Raw genomic sequence first — 14962 nt, 5'->3', positions numbered from 1 at the left:
TCAGGCCGCAGCGGCGAGGTTCATCGGCGTGCCGTGCAACTGGCGATGCAGCCGCACTTGCAGCTCGTTGCCGAAGGCGTAGTAACGCGTCAGCAGCATCTGGCTACGCGCCGCAAAGCGGTTGTAGGCAATGACTGCCGGGATCGCCGCAAACAGGCCGATGGCCGTGGCAATCAGTGCTTCGGCGATGCCCGGGGCGACGGTCGACAGTGTCGCCTGCTGCACCTGAGACAAGCCGAGGAATGAATTCATGATCCCCCACACGGTGCCGAACAAACCGATGTAAGGGCTGACCGAGCCGACGGTGGCAAGAAACTGCAAACCCTTTTCCAGTTGCAGCTCCTGTTCGCTGATGGCGACATGCAGCGCTCGCTCGACACCTTCCTGCACCGCATCGGCCTGGCTGCCGGGGTGCTGATTGAGATGCCGAAACTCGGCGAATCCGGCGTTGAAGATCGGTTCGATACCGGCCTCGGGTTCTTGCACCTGGGCGGTTTCGCGGTACAGCGGCAACAGCTCGGGCGCCAGGCGAAAGCGCTGGATAAACCCGTTCAACTGGCGGTCGCGCCGTTGCAGCACGCGGCTGCGCTGGATGATCAAGTACCAACTGAGCACCGATGCCAGCAACAGGGTCAGCATCACGGCTTTGACCAACAGGCTGGCGTCGCTGATCAGCCCCCAGATTGTCATGTGTTCGAGCGTGGCCTGCATGGTGAAACTCCTTGTGGGCAATGGCCGGGGTTGCCGAGGCAACGACCGTGCCGCTATTCGATGAAAAAGTGATGACCGATTGATGACGGATCAGGGCAACTTCAGGGCGTTGGTCACCTCGGCCCACGGCACGAACTTGAAGTTCTGGCTTTGCTCGGGCATGCGCTTGCGGCCGTCTTGCACCACCAACAGGCCCTGGCTCCAAGGCCCGCCGAGGTTGACTGAGGTCACCTCCAGGCCATCGGTTTCCGACGCCCCGTCAATCCCCGCCGCCGCGTTGAGCCCGACCCGAAATGCGCCGTGAACGGCAAATGGCGGCTCGGCGTCCAGCACCAGATAACTGTCATTGCCTTGGCTGGACACCACCAGATAGTCCCGCGCCTGGCTCTGATACAGCGCCAGACCTTCGACGTCGGCGTGCAGCGGCCCACCCACCTTGATCACGCTGGTGAGGGTCGCCGGCTGCTCGGCGCGGGCGTCCACCGCCCAGACTCCGACGTCTTCTTCGCCAATAAAAAGACGTTGACGCTGATCATCGGCGACGCAGCCCTCGGGCTGGCTGTCGACCTTGAAGCGGCGTACCAATTCGCCCTGCACCGTGCCGTTCGGGGCGCCGAGGCGGTATTGCAGAAAGGTGCCGTCCTTGTCGTTGGCAATGGCGTAAATCTCGCCGCTGGCCGGCTGAAAGAGGCACAGGCCGTAGATGTCTTTCAATGGCGTCGGCACTTCGCCAATGTCGCGCAACTCGCCGCTGTTGCGGTCGATGGCGAACAGGCTGAGGCTGTTGTGATCGCGATGGCTGGCCACCGCGAGGTCCACCGTCTGCGCGCCCAATTTGAAATTGGGCCGCACATCGACGTTGTTCAGGCGACCGACCGGCAACTCCTGCACTTGCTTGCCTTGCAGGTCATACACCATCAGGCCCTGTTTTTTATTGGTGCCAAGCACGCGACTCAGGGATGGCTGCCGCGGATGCACCCAGATCGCCGGGTCGTCCGCAGCATCGCCCTGCCGTGCGACCGGATCGCTCTGCGCTTGCGCCGCGATATTTGGCAGCTTCGGCGGCAACGCCACCGGCGTGGCTTGCCAGTCAAGATTGCCCTGGTAGACGCGGCCATCGTCATCGTCGCGGATCAACACTTGCAGGCCTTTGGCGGTGTTGCGCACGGCCAGGTTTTCCGGCTCTTTCAAATCTGCCAACGGCAACGTCGCTTGCGCCGTCCAGCCCTCGCCCTGTTGCTGGTAGAGGTGCAACTGCGCCGCTTTCGGATCGAGCCCGATGACGCCGCCAGGCACCAGCGCCATGGCACCGGCCTCGCCTTTGATCTGACCGAATGGCTCGCGCAGCGCCACTGGCGAGCGTTTTACCTCGGCTTCGGCAGCCGCCGGGTACGCCCACCAGCCGACGTTCTCTTCGTTGACCACCAGTTGCTCGGCGGCATCGTCGACCTGGCAAAACTGCGCCGATGGCGGCAGTGGCAAACCCCGCACCCGTTGCGCCTGAGCATTGAGCGTGACGCCGTTGCCCACCAGCCATTGCTCACCCTTGCCCTCCTCGCCGACCAGAAACACAAACAGGTTATCGGCGCTGTCGCGGTACAGGCACACGCCGTTTACCGCGAAGTCTCGCGTCGGCAGATACAGCGGCGCACCCCATTGCCGCTGCGCCGGATCGAGGCCGACCACCAGCGCTCGCTGACTGGCGTTGTCCAGGCTGGCAACCCACACGTGACGCTGGTCAGCGCGGCTGTCGAGCCCGCTGAAGGAACCGGGCAAACGCGCCAGTTGCGCGCCCTGGCCATCAAGCAACAGCAAGCCTTCAGCGGCACTGATGCCAAGGCGCGCATCACCGGGCAAAAAACCCAGCGCTTCAAATTTCAACTTGGGCGCCCACGGCGTGAGTGCCAGGCTCGGCGTGGCGGCCAGCGTCTGGCTGGCGGTCAGGGCGATCAGGGCGCCGAGCAGCCAGTGTTTGTGTCGCAAAGAAATACTCATGAACCGGCAGAATCCTTGTCGTGCGTGGATCGACGGCGGCACCCGGCCGCCCTCCGAGGCTTAGAAATGGGTGAAGGTCAGGCCGAGCTTGTAGGTCGGGCCGTATTCTTCGTATTGGCCGTTGTAAGCGCGGTGGCCGGTGTAAACGAAGTACGACTCGTCGGTGAGGTTTTGCGCCTCGAAGCTCAGTTGCAGGTTTTTTGTCAGCGAGTAGCGCGCGCTGAAATCGACGAAGGTCTGCGCATCGACGTGCAGGTCGTGGGCCTTGTCGCTGATCGAAGCCAGTTCGTAGAGGTAGTCGGATTTGTAGTTGGCCGACAGGCGCAGGCTGACCTTGTCGTTTTCCCAGCCGAGCATCAGGTTGCCGACGGTGTCGGACTGGCTGGGCAGATCGATGCTGCGTTTGCGGTTAGTGCCAGTGGCGGCATCGAAGCCTTTTATTTCGGCGTCGGAGCGACTGAACGTGGTGTTGGCTCCCAGCAACAGACCGTTCCACGGTGCCGGCAACCAGTCGAATTTTTGCGAGTACGCCAGCTCCAGACCGTAGAGTTTGGCGCTGTCGCCGTTGGCAAAAGTGTGCGCTTCGGAGAAGTCGGTCCAGGCACCCGTACCGGCCACGTCGGTGTTGTAAACGAAGTTCTGGATGTCTTTGTAGAACACAAACGCCGACACCGTGCCGGCATGGCCCATGAAGTGCTCGATCCCGAGGTCGAGGTTGCTCGACTCCAGTGGTTTCAGCTCGGGGTTGCCGAACGTCGCCTCATCACCATCGATGACAAAACCCGGCGCCAGTTGGCCGAAGGTCGGACGCACCACAGACTTGGTCCACGCCGCACGCACCTGGGTGTTTTTGTCCAGTTGATAGCGCGCATGCAGGCCCGGCAGCCAGTGGTGATAACTGCGCTTGGTCTCGGTAGGCTCGAAGTCGCCGTCGGTGGCGCCGGTGCCTTTGGCTTCGAACTCGGTGCCCTCGTAGCGCAGACCGGCAATAAAACGCCAGTCATCGATATCGACCGTGTTCATCAGGTAACCGGCGTTGATGTCCTCGCTCATCTTGAAGTCGTTGACGGTTGATTCGACCGGGTCATAAAAATCGTCGCGGTTCAGCCCGCCGATCAGGTTCTTGATCGCACTGCCACTGATTCCCGGCCCGAACTGCCCCAGTCGATAATCCACCGAGCCCTTGGCGAAGCGGCTGAGGTTGAGTTGATCGTCGCTGAAACCGAGGTCATCGAAATCTTCATATACCCAGGCATCGAGGTCGTTGTCCTTGTTGCGGCGGCTGACTTTGCCGCCGAACTTGACCTGCGACGCGTAGCCGCTCAAGTCATAGTCACGGGCCAGATCCAGACGCAGGTTTTTCTCGGTGTCTTGGGTGTTCTGCTTTTCCCAGTCGACCTTGTCGAGGCTGAAGTTATTGGCGTCGTAGAAGCCCTGGCCAATGATCGGCCGCGGCTTGTCGTTGCTGTAAAAACCGCTGTCGGCGAAATCGTCATTGCCAGCGAACTCCGCGTTGGCGATGTGCCCGGGGCTGTCTTCGCTGGAGCGGCTGTAGCCGGCCTGACCGCTGAGCGTCCACAGACCGATCATGCGTTCGCCACCGAACACGTACGACTGGATTTCCTGGGTTTCTTCGCGCTGCTTGAGTTTGCGTTTGCCTTCAGCGTCGCCCAATACGCCGCCGGCCTGTGGGTCGGCAAACTCGATGCTCGTCGAGTTGCGCGTTTCGCTGTCCTTGTAGCGGCTGTAGAGGGTGCGCAGGTAATAGCTGCTGAGGTCGTCGGGTTTGTAATCGAAGTTCAGACCGCCGCCCGTGCGTTCGCGACTGATGTCGTAGTCACGTTGTTCGAACTCTTCCAGTTGCGCGCCACGGGCGAAATCCCAGGCGCCACCGGTTTCGACGTTGTCCGAACCGAAATCACGCTTCTGCCAACTCAACGCGGCCGCGACACCGAAGTTATCGATGCCGTCGCCCAGGCTGAACCGGTCGCTGACCGCACCGGAGAACTTGGGACTGGTCTGATGGGAGTTCTTGTCGTAACTGGCCTCGGTGCCGCCAGTGTAGAACAGCCCTTTGTGGTCGAACGCCGACAGGCTTTTGACATCGACCGTACCGCCCAGCGAGTTGGCATCCATGTCCGGGGTCAGGGTTTTGATGACCGACAGCGACTGCACCAGCTCCGAAGGCAACACGTCGAGCGCCACGGCACGGCGTTCGCTTTCCGGCGACGGCACCAGCGTACCGTTGATGGTCACGCTGTTCAGATCCGGCCCGAGGCCGCGCACGCTGACAAAACGCCCTTCGCCCTGATCGCGTTCGACGCTGACACCCGGCATGCGCTGCGCCGCTTCGGCGACGTTTTCATCGGGCAACTGCGCCATGCCGTCGGCGTGTACCACGCTTTTGATGCTGTCGGAACGACGCTGCTCCTTGAGCGCCGAGTCGATGCTCGCCGCCTGACCAACCACTTCGACGTGTTCGACATTGGCGCTGGCATCGGCCGCGTGCAGCGGCTCACTGGCCACCGCCATGGCCAAAGCGGTCAGGGTGAAACTGAAGAGCCCGACGGTGCCGCTGCGCGGATAACTGCTGCGCTGGTACATGTGTGTCCTCCCCCAAAGAATCCGGTCAGGCCAGGCAAGTGGCCCGGCAACTGGAAGGGCAAGCTAGGGGCGGCGGATGACGCTTCTGTGACAGGGAGGGCGGCCGAGCCGTGTAAACCGGGCATTTGCTGAGGTTTGTCTGTGCAAATGAGCTGAAATGACCTCTTCCACCCACCACGGCACTTGTAGGAGTGAGCCTGCTCGCGATTGCGTTTTTCCAGTCACCATTAATATTGGCTGACTTGACGCTATCGCGAGCAGGCTCACTCCTACAGGGGACGTGGTGTTCTTGAAGAAATATTGCACTGGCCGGTGAGCTGATTCGACCTCCCCCGCCCGTCACCCGACTGTCATAAATATCTGCTGTGCTGGCGCGCATTGCTTCTTCGCCAAAGGATCGCGGCCATGTTCTCAGTGCTCAAACCCCATCGTTGGAAACTCGTTGCACTGCTGCTGGCGGCCAACCTCGGTTTGCTGTTGCACCTGGCGTGCGGCGAGCTTAAAGCGGTCAGCGAATGGGTCTGGCTGGACATCATCGGCGAAGGCGGTTCGGCGCTGCTGGCGCTGGTCTGGCTGGGGCTGGTGCTGAAAAGCCGCCCGGCCGGGCGGGTCACCAACTACTTGGCGCTGGGGCTGAGTTGCATCTTCTTTTCCTGGTGGATCGACAGCCTCGACGAGTTCATCCGCCTGCCCGACAGCATCACTTGGGATCACTGGCTGGAGTCGGGACCGATGCCGGTGGGCATGGTGCTGCTGACCATCGGCATCTATCACTGGCACCGCGAACAACTGGCGATCAGCGCGCAGATGGAGAAACGCGAGCGACTGTTCCGCGAGCATCGGCTGTTCGACAAACTCACCCCGCTGGGCGGCGCCGACTATCTGAAACGGCAACTGGCCGACAGCCTCGGCGAGAGCATCGCCCAGCAGCAACCGCTGTCCTTGCTGGTACTGGATCTGGATAACTTCGCCGCGATCAATCAGGCCTATGGGCATGCCGAAGGCGATGCCGTGTTGCAGGCCCTCAGCCATTTGCTGCTGCTCAACCTGCGCCGTCAGGATCTGCTCTGTCGCTTGGCCGGCGACCGCTTTGTGGTGTTGCTGCCCAATACGGGCGAACGTCAGGCGCAACTGCTCGCGCAGGAACTGCAGTTCGCCGTGCAAGCGCTGGCGCACAAAACCCGTCAACACGGCGAGCGCCTGCAACTGGCGGCCAGTACCGCGGCTGTCATGGCCCTCGACGAGACGCCCGAAGTGCTGCTCAAACGCTTGAACCTGGCACTGGCACGCGCCAAGTCGCCCTTGGCCAAAAGCGCCTGAGGCCGACCATGACCGTCAAAACCAACTGGTACGAAAGCGACAGCCGTTTCATCCCCGGGCATTACCAACCGGCGACGCTGATCGACCTGGCGCTGTCGCGTGACATCGACAGCCATCGACTGCTGCGTGGCACCGGGTTGTTTCATGAAGACATTCTGGCGGGGCAGACGCGCCTCAGTCCGCAGCAGTTTCTCGCTTTGATCGACAACAGTCGGCGCTTGCTCGACGCCGATGACAGCAGTTTCCTGTTCGGCCAACGCTTGCTGCCCGGTCATTACGGTGCGGCCAGCCATGCCTTGCGCCACGCCCAGAATCTGCATCAGGCGCTCGACACACTGGTGCAGCAACAGGCCTTGCTCAGCCCGTTGATGACACCGCGTCTGTTGCTCGATGACAGTTTTGCCTACGTGTACTGGCTGGACAGTTGCGGCGCTGGCGAGCAATGGCGTTTTCTGCTGGAAGCTGGCATGACCTCGCTGATCGCCATGAGTCAGTGGCTCAGCGGCCAGCGCCTGCCGTGGGAATGCAGCTTCAGTCATGCCGAGCCGCGTTATGTCGAGCAGTATTGGGTGCATCTGGGCGAGCACACACAGTTCAAGCGACCGCTGGACCTGATGCGCATCCCGCGCGAATTTCTCGCCCGACCGTGGCCCGGCGCCTCCGCCACGGCCGGTCAGGTCGCGCGCCAGGAAGCCACGCGGCAGATCGAGCAATTGGGTTTTGCCGCCAGCTTCACCGATTGCCTCTACAGCCACTTGCAGGATCACGTCCGTCAGCCACCGAGCCTGGAACAGGCTGCACAGGCATTTGCCATGAGCCCGGCGACCCTCAAACGCAAGCTGCAGAAACACGACAGCGGGTTCCAGCAACAGGTGGATCTGGTGCGCAAACACGTGGCGCTGTACCTGTATCAGGTCAAAGGCATGAGCAACGACGAAGTGGCCGAATACCTGAGCTTTACCGATGCAGCGAACTTTCGGCGTTCATTCAAACGCTGGACCGGCAGCACCCCGAACCTGATCCGTCAGTTGTTCGGCAGTCATTGAGGTGTTGGGCGGGTGTCACTGCTGAGGCGCCACAACCTTGAACTTGATGGCGATATCTTTGGACACCACGGTATCAGCCCACTCCCCCGCGCCGAGGCCGAACTCGTCGCGTTTGAGCACCAGTTCGCCGTCGAAAATGCCGATGGCGTTGCCTGCTTTCAACTCCACCGGGGCCGCAACTTCTCGGCTGATGCCCTTGAGGGTCAATCGACCAGTGATCAGGTAGTGGTTTTCGGAAACCTGCGTGAAATGGCTCGATTCGAACACTGCCACGGGAAATTTCGCGGTGTCGAACCACGCCGGTTTCACCAGTTCGGTATTGGCGTCTTCGCTGCCGGCGTCAATGCTGGTGAGGTCGATGTGCAAGGTGGTGTGGGCGTTGGCGAGGTTGTCAGTGTCGAAGGCCAGCGTCGCGTCAAACTTGCCGAAGGTGCCGTACATCCGCGAGCCCATCTGGTTGTAGGTGAAGCTGATCTGGCTGGCGGTGGTGTTGACCCGGGTGTATTCAACCGCCTGCGCTACAGGAGCGACACACAGGCAAAAAGCGGCAGCGAGCAGCAAGCGGATCGACATGGGATTCTCCAAACATCAGGCAGTTGCGCCAACTGATCTACCTACCCTGTAGATACTCTGTTCACGGTCAAGCTTTTGCGAGGTGTTTTTCGCTAAAAAGCTTGGCCGTATTGAAGTCTTCGCCAGCTCGCATACAGGCCCACAAGCCGGTCAGGTATTTGCGCATGACGGCGACGACAGCCTGCATTTTTCTCTTCCCTCGCCCGATCAACGCTTCGTAAAAGGCTTTCACGTTGCTGTCGCAACGTATGGCAGTCAGCGCTGGCATGTACATCGCTGAGCGTAGGTAGGCGTTTCCGCCCTTACTTATCCGTCCAGGTTTATCGATGCTGGTACCTGATTGCGTAAGCCGCACATCGAGTCCTGCATGTCGGCTGACCTGCGCGGACTTAAGTGTCACTGGCAAGGTCGTCAATTCAGCCAGTGCCGCAAATACTGAAATTTCGCCCATGCCCGGCGCTGCGATCATGTGCCCGAACTGGGCGCTTAGCGTCGGGCAATTGTCGATCAGCGCCCGACCTGCGAGTCTGAAGCGCTCGATTCGCTTGTCAAATGCCTCAATGGCTTCTTCTTCGTCTTCAATCAACATCGTTAGGGTTGTTTGAGTGGCTTTCAGCGCATGCAGCTCGTTCTTGGCTCGGGTGCGATGACACGTCAAACGATTGATATGCCTTCCGATAGCCCGAAGTTCCAACTGTACGGCCGTGGGTGGTGTCCACAATCCGGGGCTCATGCGCTCGCCGTATTCGGCTAACAATTGGGCATCGATCGCATCGGTTTTGCTGTTCTTCAGCATCAGCTTGGCGAAGTTATGAAAGCTCTTCGGGTTGATAACCGAAACGGGCAAACCCGCTGCAGTGAGCTCCATGGCCAAATCCAGGTAATAGATGCCAGTGGCTTCCATTACCACAGATAAAGGCTTGAGCTCGAGCAGCTTGTTGACCGCTGCTTTACGCCCGGCGGGCGTTTGGTCGATGTTGCAGGCCCCTGCAAAACGGCCGTGGTTGCGCCAGCCCATGGCGGTCGTACGAGACCCCACATCCAAACCGACATGCATGCTCATGCTTTCAACTCCGAGTGAACTGGGTTAGAAATGCATTCTGGTTCCCCTGACCTCGAACTTCATGCCACTGCAACCTTGTAATGCGAAGTCCGACTTGTCGGCTTCTCGATACTCTTCGTGGTGGGCAATGAGGCGGGGGGACCTCTCTACAGACAAGGTCAGGAGCAAGTCCTGCCTTCAGGAGCGATCGGTCTCCCCCAGAAACACATCTTCGTATGTCCGCACCAGCGAGCTTAGATCTCAATCGACTGGTGTGAGGGCAACATACAAGGAGCTGCCGAAGGCTGCGATCTTTTGATCTTGCTTTTGAAAACTTCAAGTCAAAAGATCGCAGCCTGCGGCAGCTCCTACACAGATCAAACCAAACGTTCGATTTTCTGATGCTGCCAGACCAGTTTGTAATACAGCGTCTGCAACACCAGCATCCCCAGGTAAGCCACCGGGAACGCCATCCAGACACCTTGCAAACCAAACTGCCCGTCCAGCCAATAGGCCGCCGGCAATTGCACGCCCACCACGCAGACAATAGCGATCACCACCGGCACCAGCACCGTGCCACTGGCGCGCATGATGCCGCCGATGATCGCCTGGAAGCCGAACACCAACAGGCTCCAGAGCATGATGTGCAACAGATGCTCGGCCATTGCCCGGGTGGAATCCTCGGTCAGGAACAAGCCGAGCAACCAGTGCGACAACAGGTAACCCAGCACGATCAAGCCGCCGGTTAAACACACGTTGATCAACAGACCGGTGCGCAAGATCGGACCCATCCGTTCCAGTCGCCCCGCGCCGATGGCCTGTGCGCCGAGGATCGAAGCGGTGATCGCAATCGACAACGCCGGGAACTGCACATAGTTGACGATTTGCGTCACCGCGCCGTACGCCGCCGTCGCTTGCGAGCCGTGCTGGTTGACCAAGGCCAGGATGACCAATTCCGACAGCGACAACACAATCATCTGCACGCCGGTCGGCAAACCGATACGCAGGACTTTGCCAAGGATCACCCTGTCGAGCCGCAACGCCGCAAAAAATTCGCGGTCCGGCGCCAGTGGATGGTTCTTGCGAATCAGCCGCCACGCCAGCCACGCCATCGCCGCCAGGTTACCCGCGAGCCCCGCATACGCTGCACTCTGAATGCCCAGTTGCGGCAAGCCGAACCAGCCACGAATGAATGCCGGCGTCAGCGCCAGCCCGACACAGGTCGACACTACCAGCGCCAGCAACGGCGACACCGTATCGCTGACCCCGCGCAACAACTGCGTGAACAGCACAAACACCAGCAGCGACGGCAGAATCCACATCATCACGTGGGCGTATGCCACCGCATCGTCCAGGACATCCGCGGGCGTCCCCAACCCCGTCAGCGCCTGCCGCGCAAACACACTGCCCAACACCGCCGCGACCAGACCAATCAATACACCCAGCAACAGCGTCGCCCCGGCAATCGCCTTGACCATGTGCGGCTCACGCGCCCCCCAGGCCTGACCGATCAACACACCCGCACCCGCGCCGAGGCCGATCACCAGCGCGATAAAGAAGAACACCACGGGAAACATCCCCGACACCGCCGCCAGCGCCTGAGTGCCAAGCATCTGGCCGATGTAAATGCTGTTGACCGTACCCGACATGGACTGCAGGAAGTTGGACAGCACCATCGGCGCCAGAAACAGCAGGTAGGTTTGCCAGAGGGGTTTGGTGACGCTGGGGGTCTGCATTGAATAGAGGTCCATCTCGACGGCGGGAGAGCTGATGAAGGATAGCTTCGGTGAGTTGTGAGCGGGGTGCAATTAACATTTAAGACAGGTGTTTATATTTCCCCATCAAGATTGAGAACGGGCGAAGATCAAAAGATCGCAGCCTGCGGCAGCGTTCAATACTCAGCCCTGAGGATGTCGAAGAGTGCCTGCGCCGCCGCCGACAGTTCATTGCCCGGTTCAGTCAGCACGCCAATCGCCCGCTCCACCGAGTCATTCAACGTCAGGCAGCGCGCACCCAATTCCTGCATCTGCTCGGCACACAGCGCCGGCACAGCGCTCACGCCCAGCCCACTGGCAACCATCCGCCCGACTGTTGCCAGTTGGTGGCTTTCAAACTCCACCGGCAACTTCATGCCCCGCGCCTGCAAGTGCTCTTCGAGCATCACCCGCACCGTGGACGGCCGCTGCAAGGTAATGAACGGTTCCTGTAACAACGTCTGCCAGTCGATCTCGGTACGGGCGGCCAGCGGGGAATCCTGCGGCACCACCGCGACGAACCGATCCATGTAAAGCGGTGTGAATGTCATCGAGGTGTTCTGCATCGGTTCGAACGCCACGCCCAGTTCCACCTGACGGTCGCGCACCATCTCCAGCACCTGCTCGTTGATCACATCGTTGACCGTCACGTTGACGTTGGGATAGCGCGCGCGAAAGGTCTTGAGGATCGGCGGCAGCAGGTTGCCGGCAAACGACGGCATTGCCGCCAGCGTCACCCGCCCGCGTTGCAGGCTGAAGCGCTGACGCATTTCGTCTTCGGCGTTGTCCCAGTCGGCAATCAGGCGTCGGGCCAGCGGCAGCAGGGATTCACCTTCTGCGGTCAACGCCACATTGCGCGTGTTGCGGCTGAACAGCCGTCCACCCAAGCCCTCTTCCAGGGCTTTGATGGTCAGGCTCAGCGCCGATTGCGACAGGTGCAACCGCTCGCAGGCCACGGCAAAACTCAGGCTCTGGGCCACAGCAAGAAAGGCACGGATTTGTTTGATGGTCATACTGGATAGCTTCCTGCGATGCTGCCTGGATAAACGCGGTTAAAACTGTAGGAGCTGCCGAAGGCTGCGATCTTTTGATTTTGTTCTGAATGTTCAAGGGTCAAGATCAAAAGATCGCAGCCTTCGGCAGCTCCTACAGGATTTCGTCGATTCGGCCATTAGGCAAAATCGTCGATTCAGTGAGTTTGGCGATTGTTGAGTTTTATCTATCAATCAACCTTAAAAATCAACTTAACAAATATATTCTTCAGCGAGACACTCCAACCATTCGGCTAGCCAGCCGCCCGCAAATAATAAAAGAGGTGCATATGGCAGGTTTCGACAAGCGCGTGAGTTCCTATGAGGAAGCCCTCGCCGGGCTTGAAGACGGCATGACCGTTATCGCTGGCGGCTTCGGTCTGTGTGGGATTCCGGAAAACCTGATCGCCGAGATCAAGCGCAAGGGCACCCGCGACCTCACCGTCGTCTCCAACAACTGCGGCGTCGACGGTTTTGGCCTCGGCGTGCTGCTGACCGACCGCCAGATCAGCAAGGTCGTCGCCTCGTATGTCGGCGAAAACAAGCTGTTCGAAGAGCAACTGCTCAAAGGCGAAATCGAAGTCACCCTGACCCCGCAAGGCACCCTCGCCGAGAAGATGCGTGCAGGCGGGGCTGGCATTCCAGCCTTCTTCACGGCTACTGGCGTCGGTACTCCGGTGGCCGATGGCAAGGAAGTGCGCGAATTCAACGGTCGCAAGTACCTGATGGAAGAGTCCATCACAGGCGACTTCGCCATCGTCAAAGGCTGGAAAGCCGACCATTTCGGCAACGTCATCTATCGCCATACCGCGCAGAACTTCAATCCGCTGGCCGCCACCGCCGGCAAGATCACCGTGGTCGAAGTCGAAGAAATCGTCGAGCCCGGCGAGCTGGATCCGGCACACATCCACACTCCCGGCATCTACGTCGACCGGGTCATTTGCGGCACGTTCGAAAAACGCATCGAACAGCGCACCATCCGCAAATAATTCAGGCCTACGGAGAACAACAACATGGCACTTACCCGCGAACAAATGGCTCAGCGCGTCGCCCGCGAAATGCAGGACGGCTACTACGTCAACCTCGGCATCGGCATTCCGACCCTGGTCGCCAATTACATTCCCGAAGGCATGGAAGTCATGCTGCAGTCGGAAAACGGCCTGCTCGGCATGGGTCCTTTTCCTACTGAAGAAACCATCGATGCCGACATGATCAACGCCGGCAAGCAAACCGTGACCGCGCGTATCGGCGCTTCGATTTTTTCTTCGGCCGAATCCTTCGCGATGATCCGCGGCGGCCATGTCGACCTCACCGTGCTGGGCGCGTTTGAGGTGGACGTCGAAGGCAATATCGCCTCGTGGATGATCCCCGGCAAACTGGTCAAAGGCATGGGCGGCGCGATGGACCTGGTAGCTGGCGCAGACAACATCATCGTCATCATGACCCACGCGTCCAAGGACGGTGAGTCCAAACTGTTAGCCCGTTGCAGCCTGCCGCTGACCGGCGCCGGGTGCATCAAGCGTGTGCTGACCGACCTCGCCTATCTGGAAATCGAGAACGGTGCATTCATTCTCAAAGAACGCGCGCCGGGTGTCAGCGTTGAAGAGATCGTGGCCAAAACCGCCGGTAAACTGATCGTGCCTGATCATGTGCCGGAAATGCAGTTCGCTGCCCAGTGAGGAATTTGAAAATGCAAGACGTCGTCATTGTTGCCGCTACGCGTACCGCGATCGGCAGTTTCCAAGGCTCTCTGGCCAGCGTATCCGCGGTTGATCTGGGCGCAGCGGTGATTCGCCAGTTGCTCGAACAGACCGGTCTGGACGGTGCGCAGGTCGATGAAGTGATCATGGGCCAGGTACTGACCGCCGGCGCCGGCCAGAACCCGGCGCGTCAGGCCGCCATCAAGGCTGGCCTGCCCCACGCGGTGCCGGCCATGACCCTGAACAAGGTCTGCGGCTCGGGCCTCAAGGCTTTGCACCTCGGTGCCCAAGCGATCCGTTGCGGTGACGCCGACGTGATTATCGCCGGCGGCCAGGAAAACATGAGCCTGTCCAACTACGTAATGCCGGGCGCGCGCACCGGTCTGCGCATGGGTCACGCGCAAATCGTCGACACCATGATCAGCGATGGCCTGTGGGATGCGTTCAACGATTACCACATGGGCATCACCGCGGAAAACCTCGTCGACAAATACGAGATCAGCCGCGAACAGCAGGACGCCTTCGCTGCCGCCTCCCAGCACAAAGCCGCTGCCGCCATCGAGGCCGGGCGTTTTGTCGATGAAATCACCCCGATCCTGATCCCGCAGCGCAAAGGCGATCCGGTCGCCTTCAAGGTCGACGAACAACCGCGTGGTGAGACCACCGCTGAATCGCTGGCCAAACTGCGCCCGGCGTTCAAAAAGGACGGCAGCGTCACTGCTGGCAACGCATCGTCGCTGAACGACGGCGCCGCTGCGGTAATCCTGATGAGCGCCGAGAAAGCCAAATCCCTGGGCCTGCCAGTACTGGCGACCATCGCTGCATACGCCAACGCGGGCGTTGACCCGGCGATCATGGGCATCGGCCCGGTGTCGGCCACCCGCCGCTGCCTGGACAAGGCGGGTTGGTCAATCGAGCAACTCGACCTGATCGAAGCCAACGAAGCCTTCGCCGCGCAATCGCTGGCCGTGGCCAAGGACCTGCAATGGGATCTGGACAAGGTCAACATCAACGGCGGCGCCATCGCGCTGGGTCACCCGATCGGTGCGTCGGGTTGCCGGGTGCTGGTGACTTTGCTGCATGAAATGATCAAGCGTGATGCGAAAAAAGGTCTCGCGACCCTGTGCATCGGCGGCGGACAGGGCGTGGCCCTGGCGCTGGAACGCGCATAAAGAGCACTACCGAC

12 protein-coding genes are annotated in these 14962 nt (G+C 60.3%); 5 read left to right on the top strand and 7 right to left on the bottom strand.

Features of this window, described 5'->3' with window-relative positions:
• The 3 genes from tolQ to ACA061_RS10840 all read right to left on the bottom strand — a co-directional run bounded on the left by tolQ (position 1) and on the right by ACA061_RS10840 (position 5310).
• Positions 1-711 (bottom strand): protein TolQ, encoded by a 711-nt coding sequence (gene tolQ / locus ACA061_RS10850; protein WP_150595556.1) that lies wholly within the window; start codon positions 709-711, stop codon positions 1-3.
• Positions 712-801: 90 nt separating this feature from the next.
• Positions 802-2706, bottom strand: coding sequence for a phytase (locus ACA061_RS10845; RefSeq protein WP_497301472.1), 1905 nt, complete (start codon positions 2704-2706; stop codon positions 802-804).
• Positions 2707-2766: 60 nt separating this feature from the next.
• On the bottom strand, positions 2767-5310 hold the full coding sequence (locus tag ACA061_RS10840; protein ID WP_497301471.1) for a TonB-dependent receptor: 2544 nt from the start codon (positions 5308-5310) through the stop codon (positions 2767-2769).
• A 405-nt stretch (positions 5311-5715) separates the two neighbouring features.
• Between ACA061_RS10840 and ACA061_RS10835 the strand changes: the two genes are divergently transcribed.
• Both ACA061_RS10835 and ACA061_RS10830 read left to right on the top strand, forming a co-directional pair.
• Positions 5716-6630 carry a GGDEF domain-containing protein gene (locus ACA061_RS10835; protein ID WP_497301469.1) on the top strand — a complete coding sequence of 305 codons (915 nt, stop codon included), beginning with the start codon at positions 5716-5718 and terminating at the stop codon, positions 6628-6630.
• Between the two features lie 8 nt (positions 6631-6638).
• Positions 6639-7676, top strand: coding sequence for an AraC family transcriptional regulator (locus ACA061_RS10830; protein ID WP_210555079.1), 1038 nt, complete (start codon positions 6639-6641; stop codon positions 7674-7676).
• A 15-nt stretch (positions 7677-7691) separates the two neighbouring features.
• Here the strand turns inward: ACA061_RS10830 and ACA061_RS10825 are convergent, their stop codons facing one another.
• The 4 genes from ACA061_RS10825 to ACA061_RS10810 form a co-directional block, all read right to left on the bottom strand.
• Positions 7692-8249: a YceI family protein gene (locus ACA061_RS10825; RefSeq protein ID WP_497301467.1), complete on the bottom strand. Its 558-nt coding sequence runs from the start codon at positions 8247-8249 to the stop codon at positions 7692-7694.
• A 67-nt stretch (positions 8250-8316) separates the two neighbouring features.
• On the bottom strand, positions 8317-9312 hold the full coding sequence (locus ACA061_RS10820) for an IS110 family RNA-guided transposase (RefSeq protein ID WP_497301466.1): 996 nt from the start codon (positions 9310-9312) through the stop codon (positions 8317-8319).
• Between the two features lie 356 nt (positions 9313-9668).
• Positions 9669-11027, bottom strand: coding sequence for an MATE family efflux transporter (locus tag ACA061_RS10815; protein WP_210555077.1), 1359 nt, complete (start codon positions 11025-11027; stop codon positions 9669-9671).
• 155 nt (positions 11028-11182) lie between these two features.
• A complete protein-coding gene (locus ACA061_RS10810; RefSeq protein WP_150604543.1) occupies positions 11183-12058 on the bottom strand; it encodes a LysR family transcriptional regulator in 876 nt (291 codons plus the stop codon).
• A 308-nt stretch (positions 12059-12366) separates the two neighbouring features.
• On the opposite strand from ACA061_RS10810, the gene ACA061_RS10805 reads away from it, so the two are divergent.
• The 3 genes from ACA061_RS10805 to ACA061_RS10795 are packed head-to-tail and all read left to right on the top strand — an operon-like array spanning position 12367 to position 14948.
• Positions 12367-13065, top strand: coding sequence for a CoA transferase subunit A (locus ACA061_RS10805; RefSeq protein ID WP_150595564.1), 699 nt, complete (start codon positions 12367-12369; stop codon positions 13063-13065).
• Positions 13066-13089: 24 nt separating this feature from the next.
• On the top strand, positions 13090-13755 hold the full coding sequence (locus ACA061_RS10800) for a CoA transferase subunit B (RefSeq protein WP_150604542.1): 666 nt from the start codon (positions 13090-13092) through the stop codon (positions 13753-13755).
• Positions 13756-13766: 11 nt separating this feature from the next.
• Positions 13767-14948 (top strand): acetyl-CoA C-acetyltransferase, encoded by a 1182-nt coding sequence (locus tag ACA061_RS10795; RefSeq protein WP_497301465.1) that lies wholly within the window; start codon positions 13767-13769, stop codon positions 14946-14948.
• The last annotated feature ends 14 nt before the right edge of the window (positions 14949-14962 follow it).

This window comes from Pseudomonas sp. LBUM1668, assembly GCF_059695715.1.
Note: the sequence above shows the minus strand (reverse complement) of the source record. Positions and strands in the feature narration are given on the sequence as shown.

Excerpts from the sequence above, each read along its gene's own strand:
- ACA061_RS10800 (WP_150604542.1), top strand. The coding sequence starts at position 13,090 with ATGGCACTTACCCGCGAACAAATGGCTCAGCGCGTCGCCCGCGAAATG.
- tolQ (WP_150595556.1), bottom strand. The coding sequence starts at position 711 with ATGCAGGCCACGCTCGAACACATGACAATCTGGGGGCTGATCAGCGAC.
- ACA061_RS10820 (WP_497301466.1), bottom strand. The coding sequence starts at position 9,312 with ATGAGCATGCATGTCGGTTTGGATGTGGGGTCTCGTACGACCGCCATG.
- ACA061_RS10840 (WP_497301471.1), bottom strand. The coding sequence starts at position 5,310 with ATGTACCAGCGCAGCAGTTATCCGCGCAGCGGCACCGTCGGGCTCTTC.
- ACA061_RS10805 (WP_150595564.1), top strand. The coding sequence starts at position 12,367 with ATGGCAGGTTTCGACAAGCGCGTGAGTTCCTATGAGGAAGCCCTCGCC.
- ACA061_RS10835 (WP_497301469.1), top strand. The coding sequence starts at position 5,716 with ATGTTCTCAGTGCTCAAACCCCATCGTTGGAAACTCGTTGCACTGCTG.
- ACA061_RS10845 (WP_497301472.1), bottom strand. The coding sequence starts at position 2,706 with ATGAGTATTTCTTTGCGACACAAACACTGGCTGCTCGGCGCCCTGATC.
- ACA061_RS10825 (WP_497301467.1), bottom strand. The coding sequence starts at position 8,249 with ATGTCGATCCGCTTGCTGCTCGCTGCCGCTTTTTGCCTGTGTGTCGCT.
- ACA061_RS10830 (WP_210555079.1), top strand. The coding sequence starts at position 6,639 with ATGACCGTCAAAACCAACTGGTACGAAAGCGACAGCCGTTTCATCCCC.
- ACA061_RS10795 (WP_497301465.1), top strand. The coding sequence starts at position 13,767 with ATGCAAGACGTCGTCATTGTTGCCGCTACGCGTACCGCGATCGGCAGT.
- ACA061_RS10815 (WP_210555077.1), bottom strand. The coding sequence starts at position 11,027 with ATGCAGACCCCCAGCGTCACCAAACCCCTCTGGCAAACCTACCTGCTG.
- ACA061_RS10810 (WP_150604543.1), bottom strand. The coding sequence starts at position 12,058 with ATGACCATCAAACAAATCCGTGCCTTTCTTGCTGTGGCCCAGAGCCTG.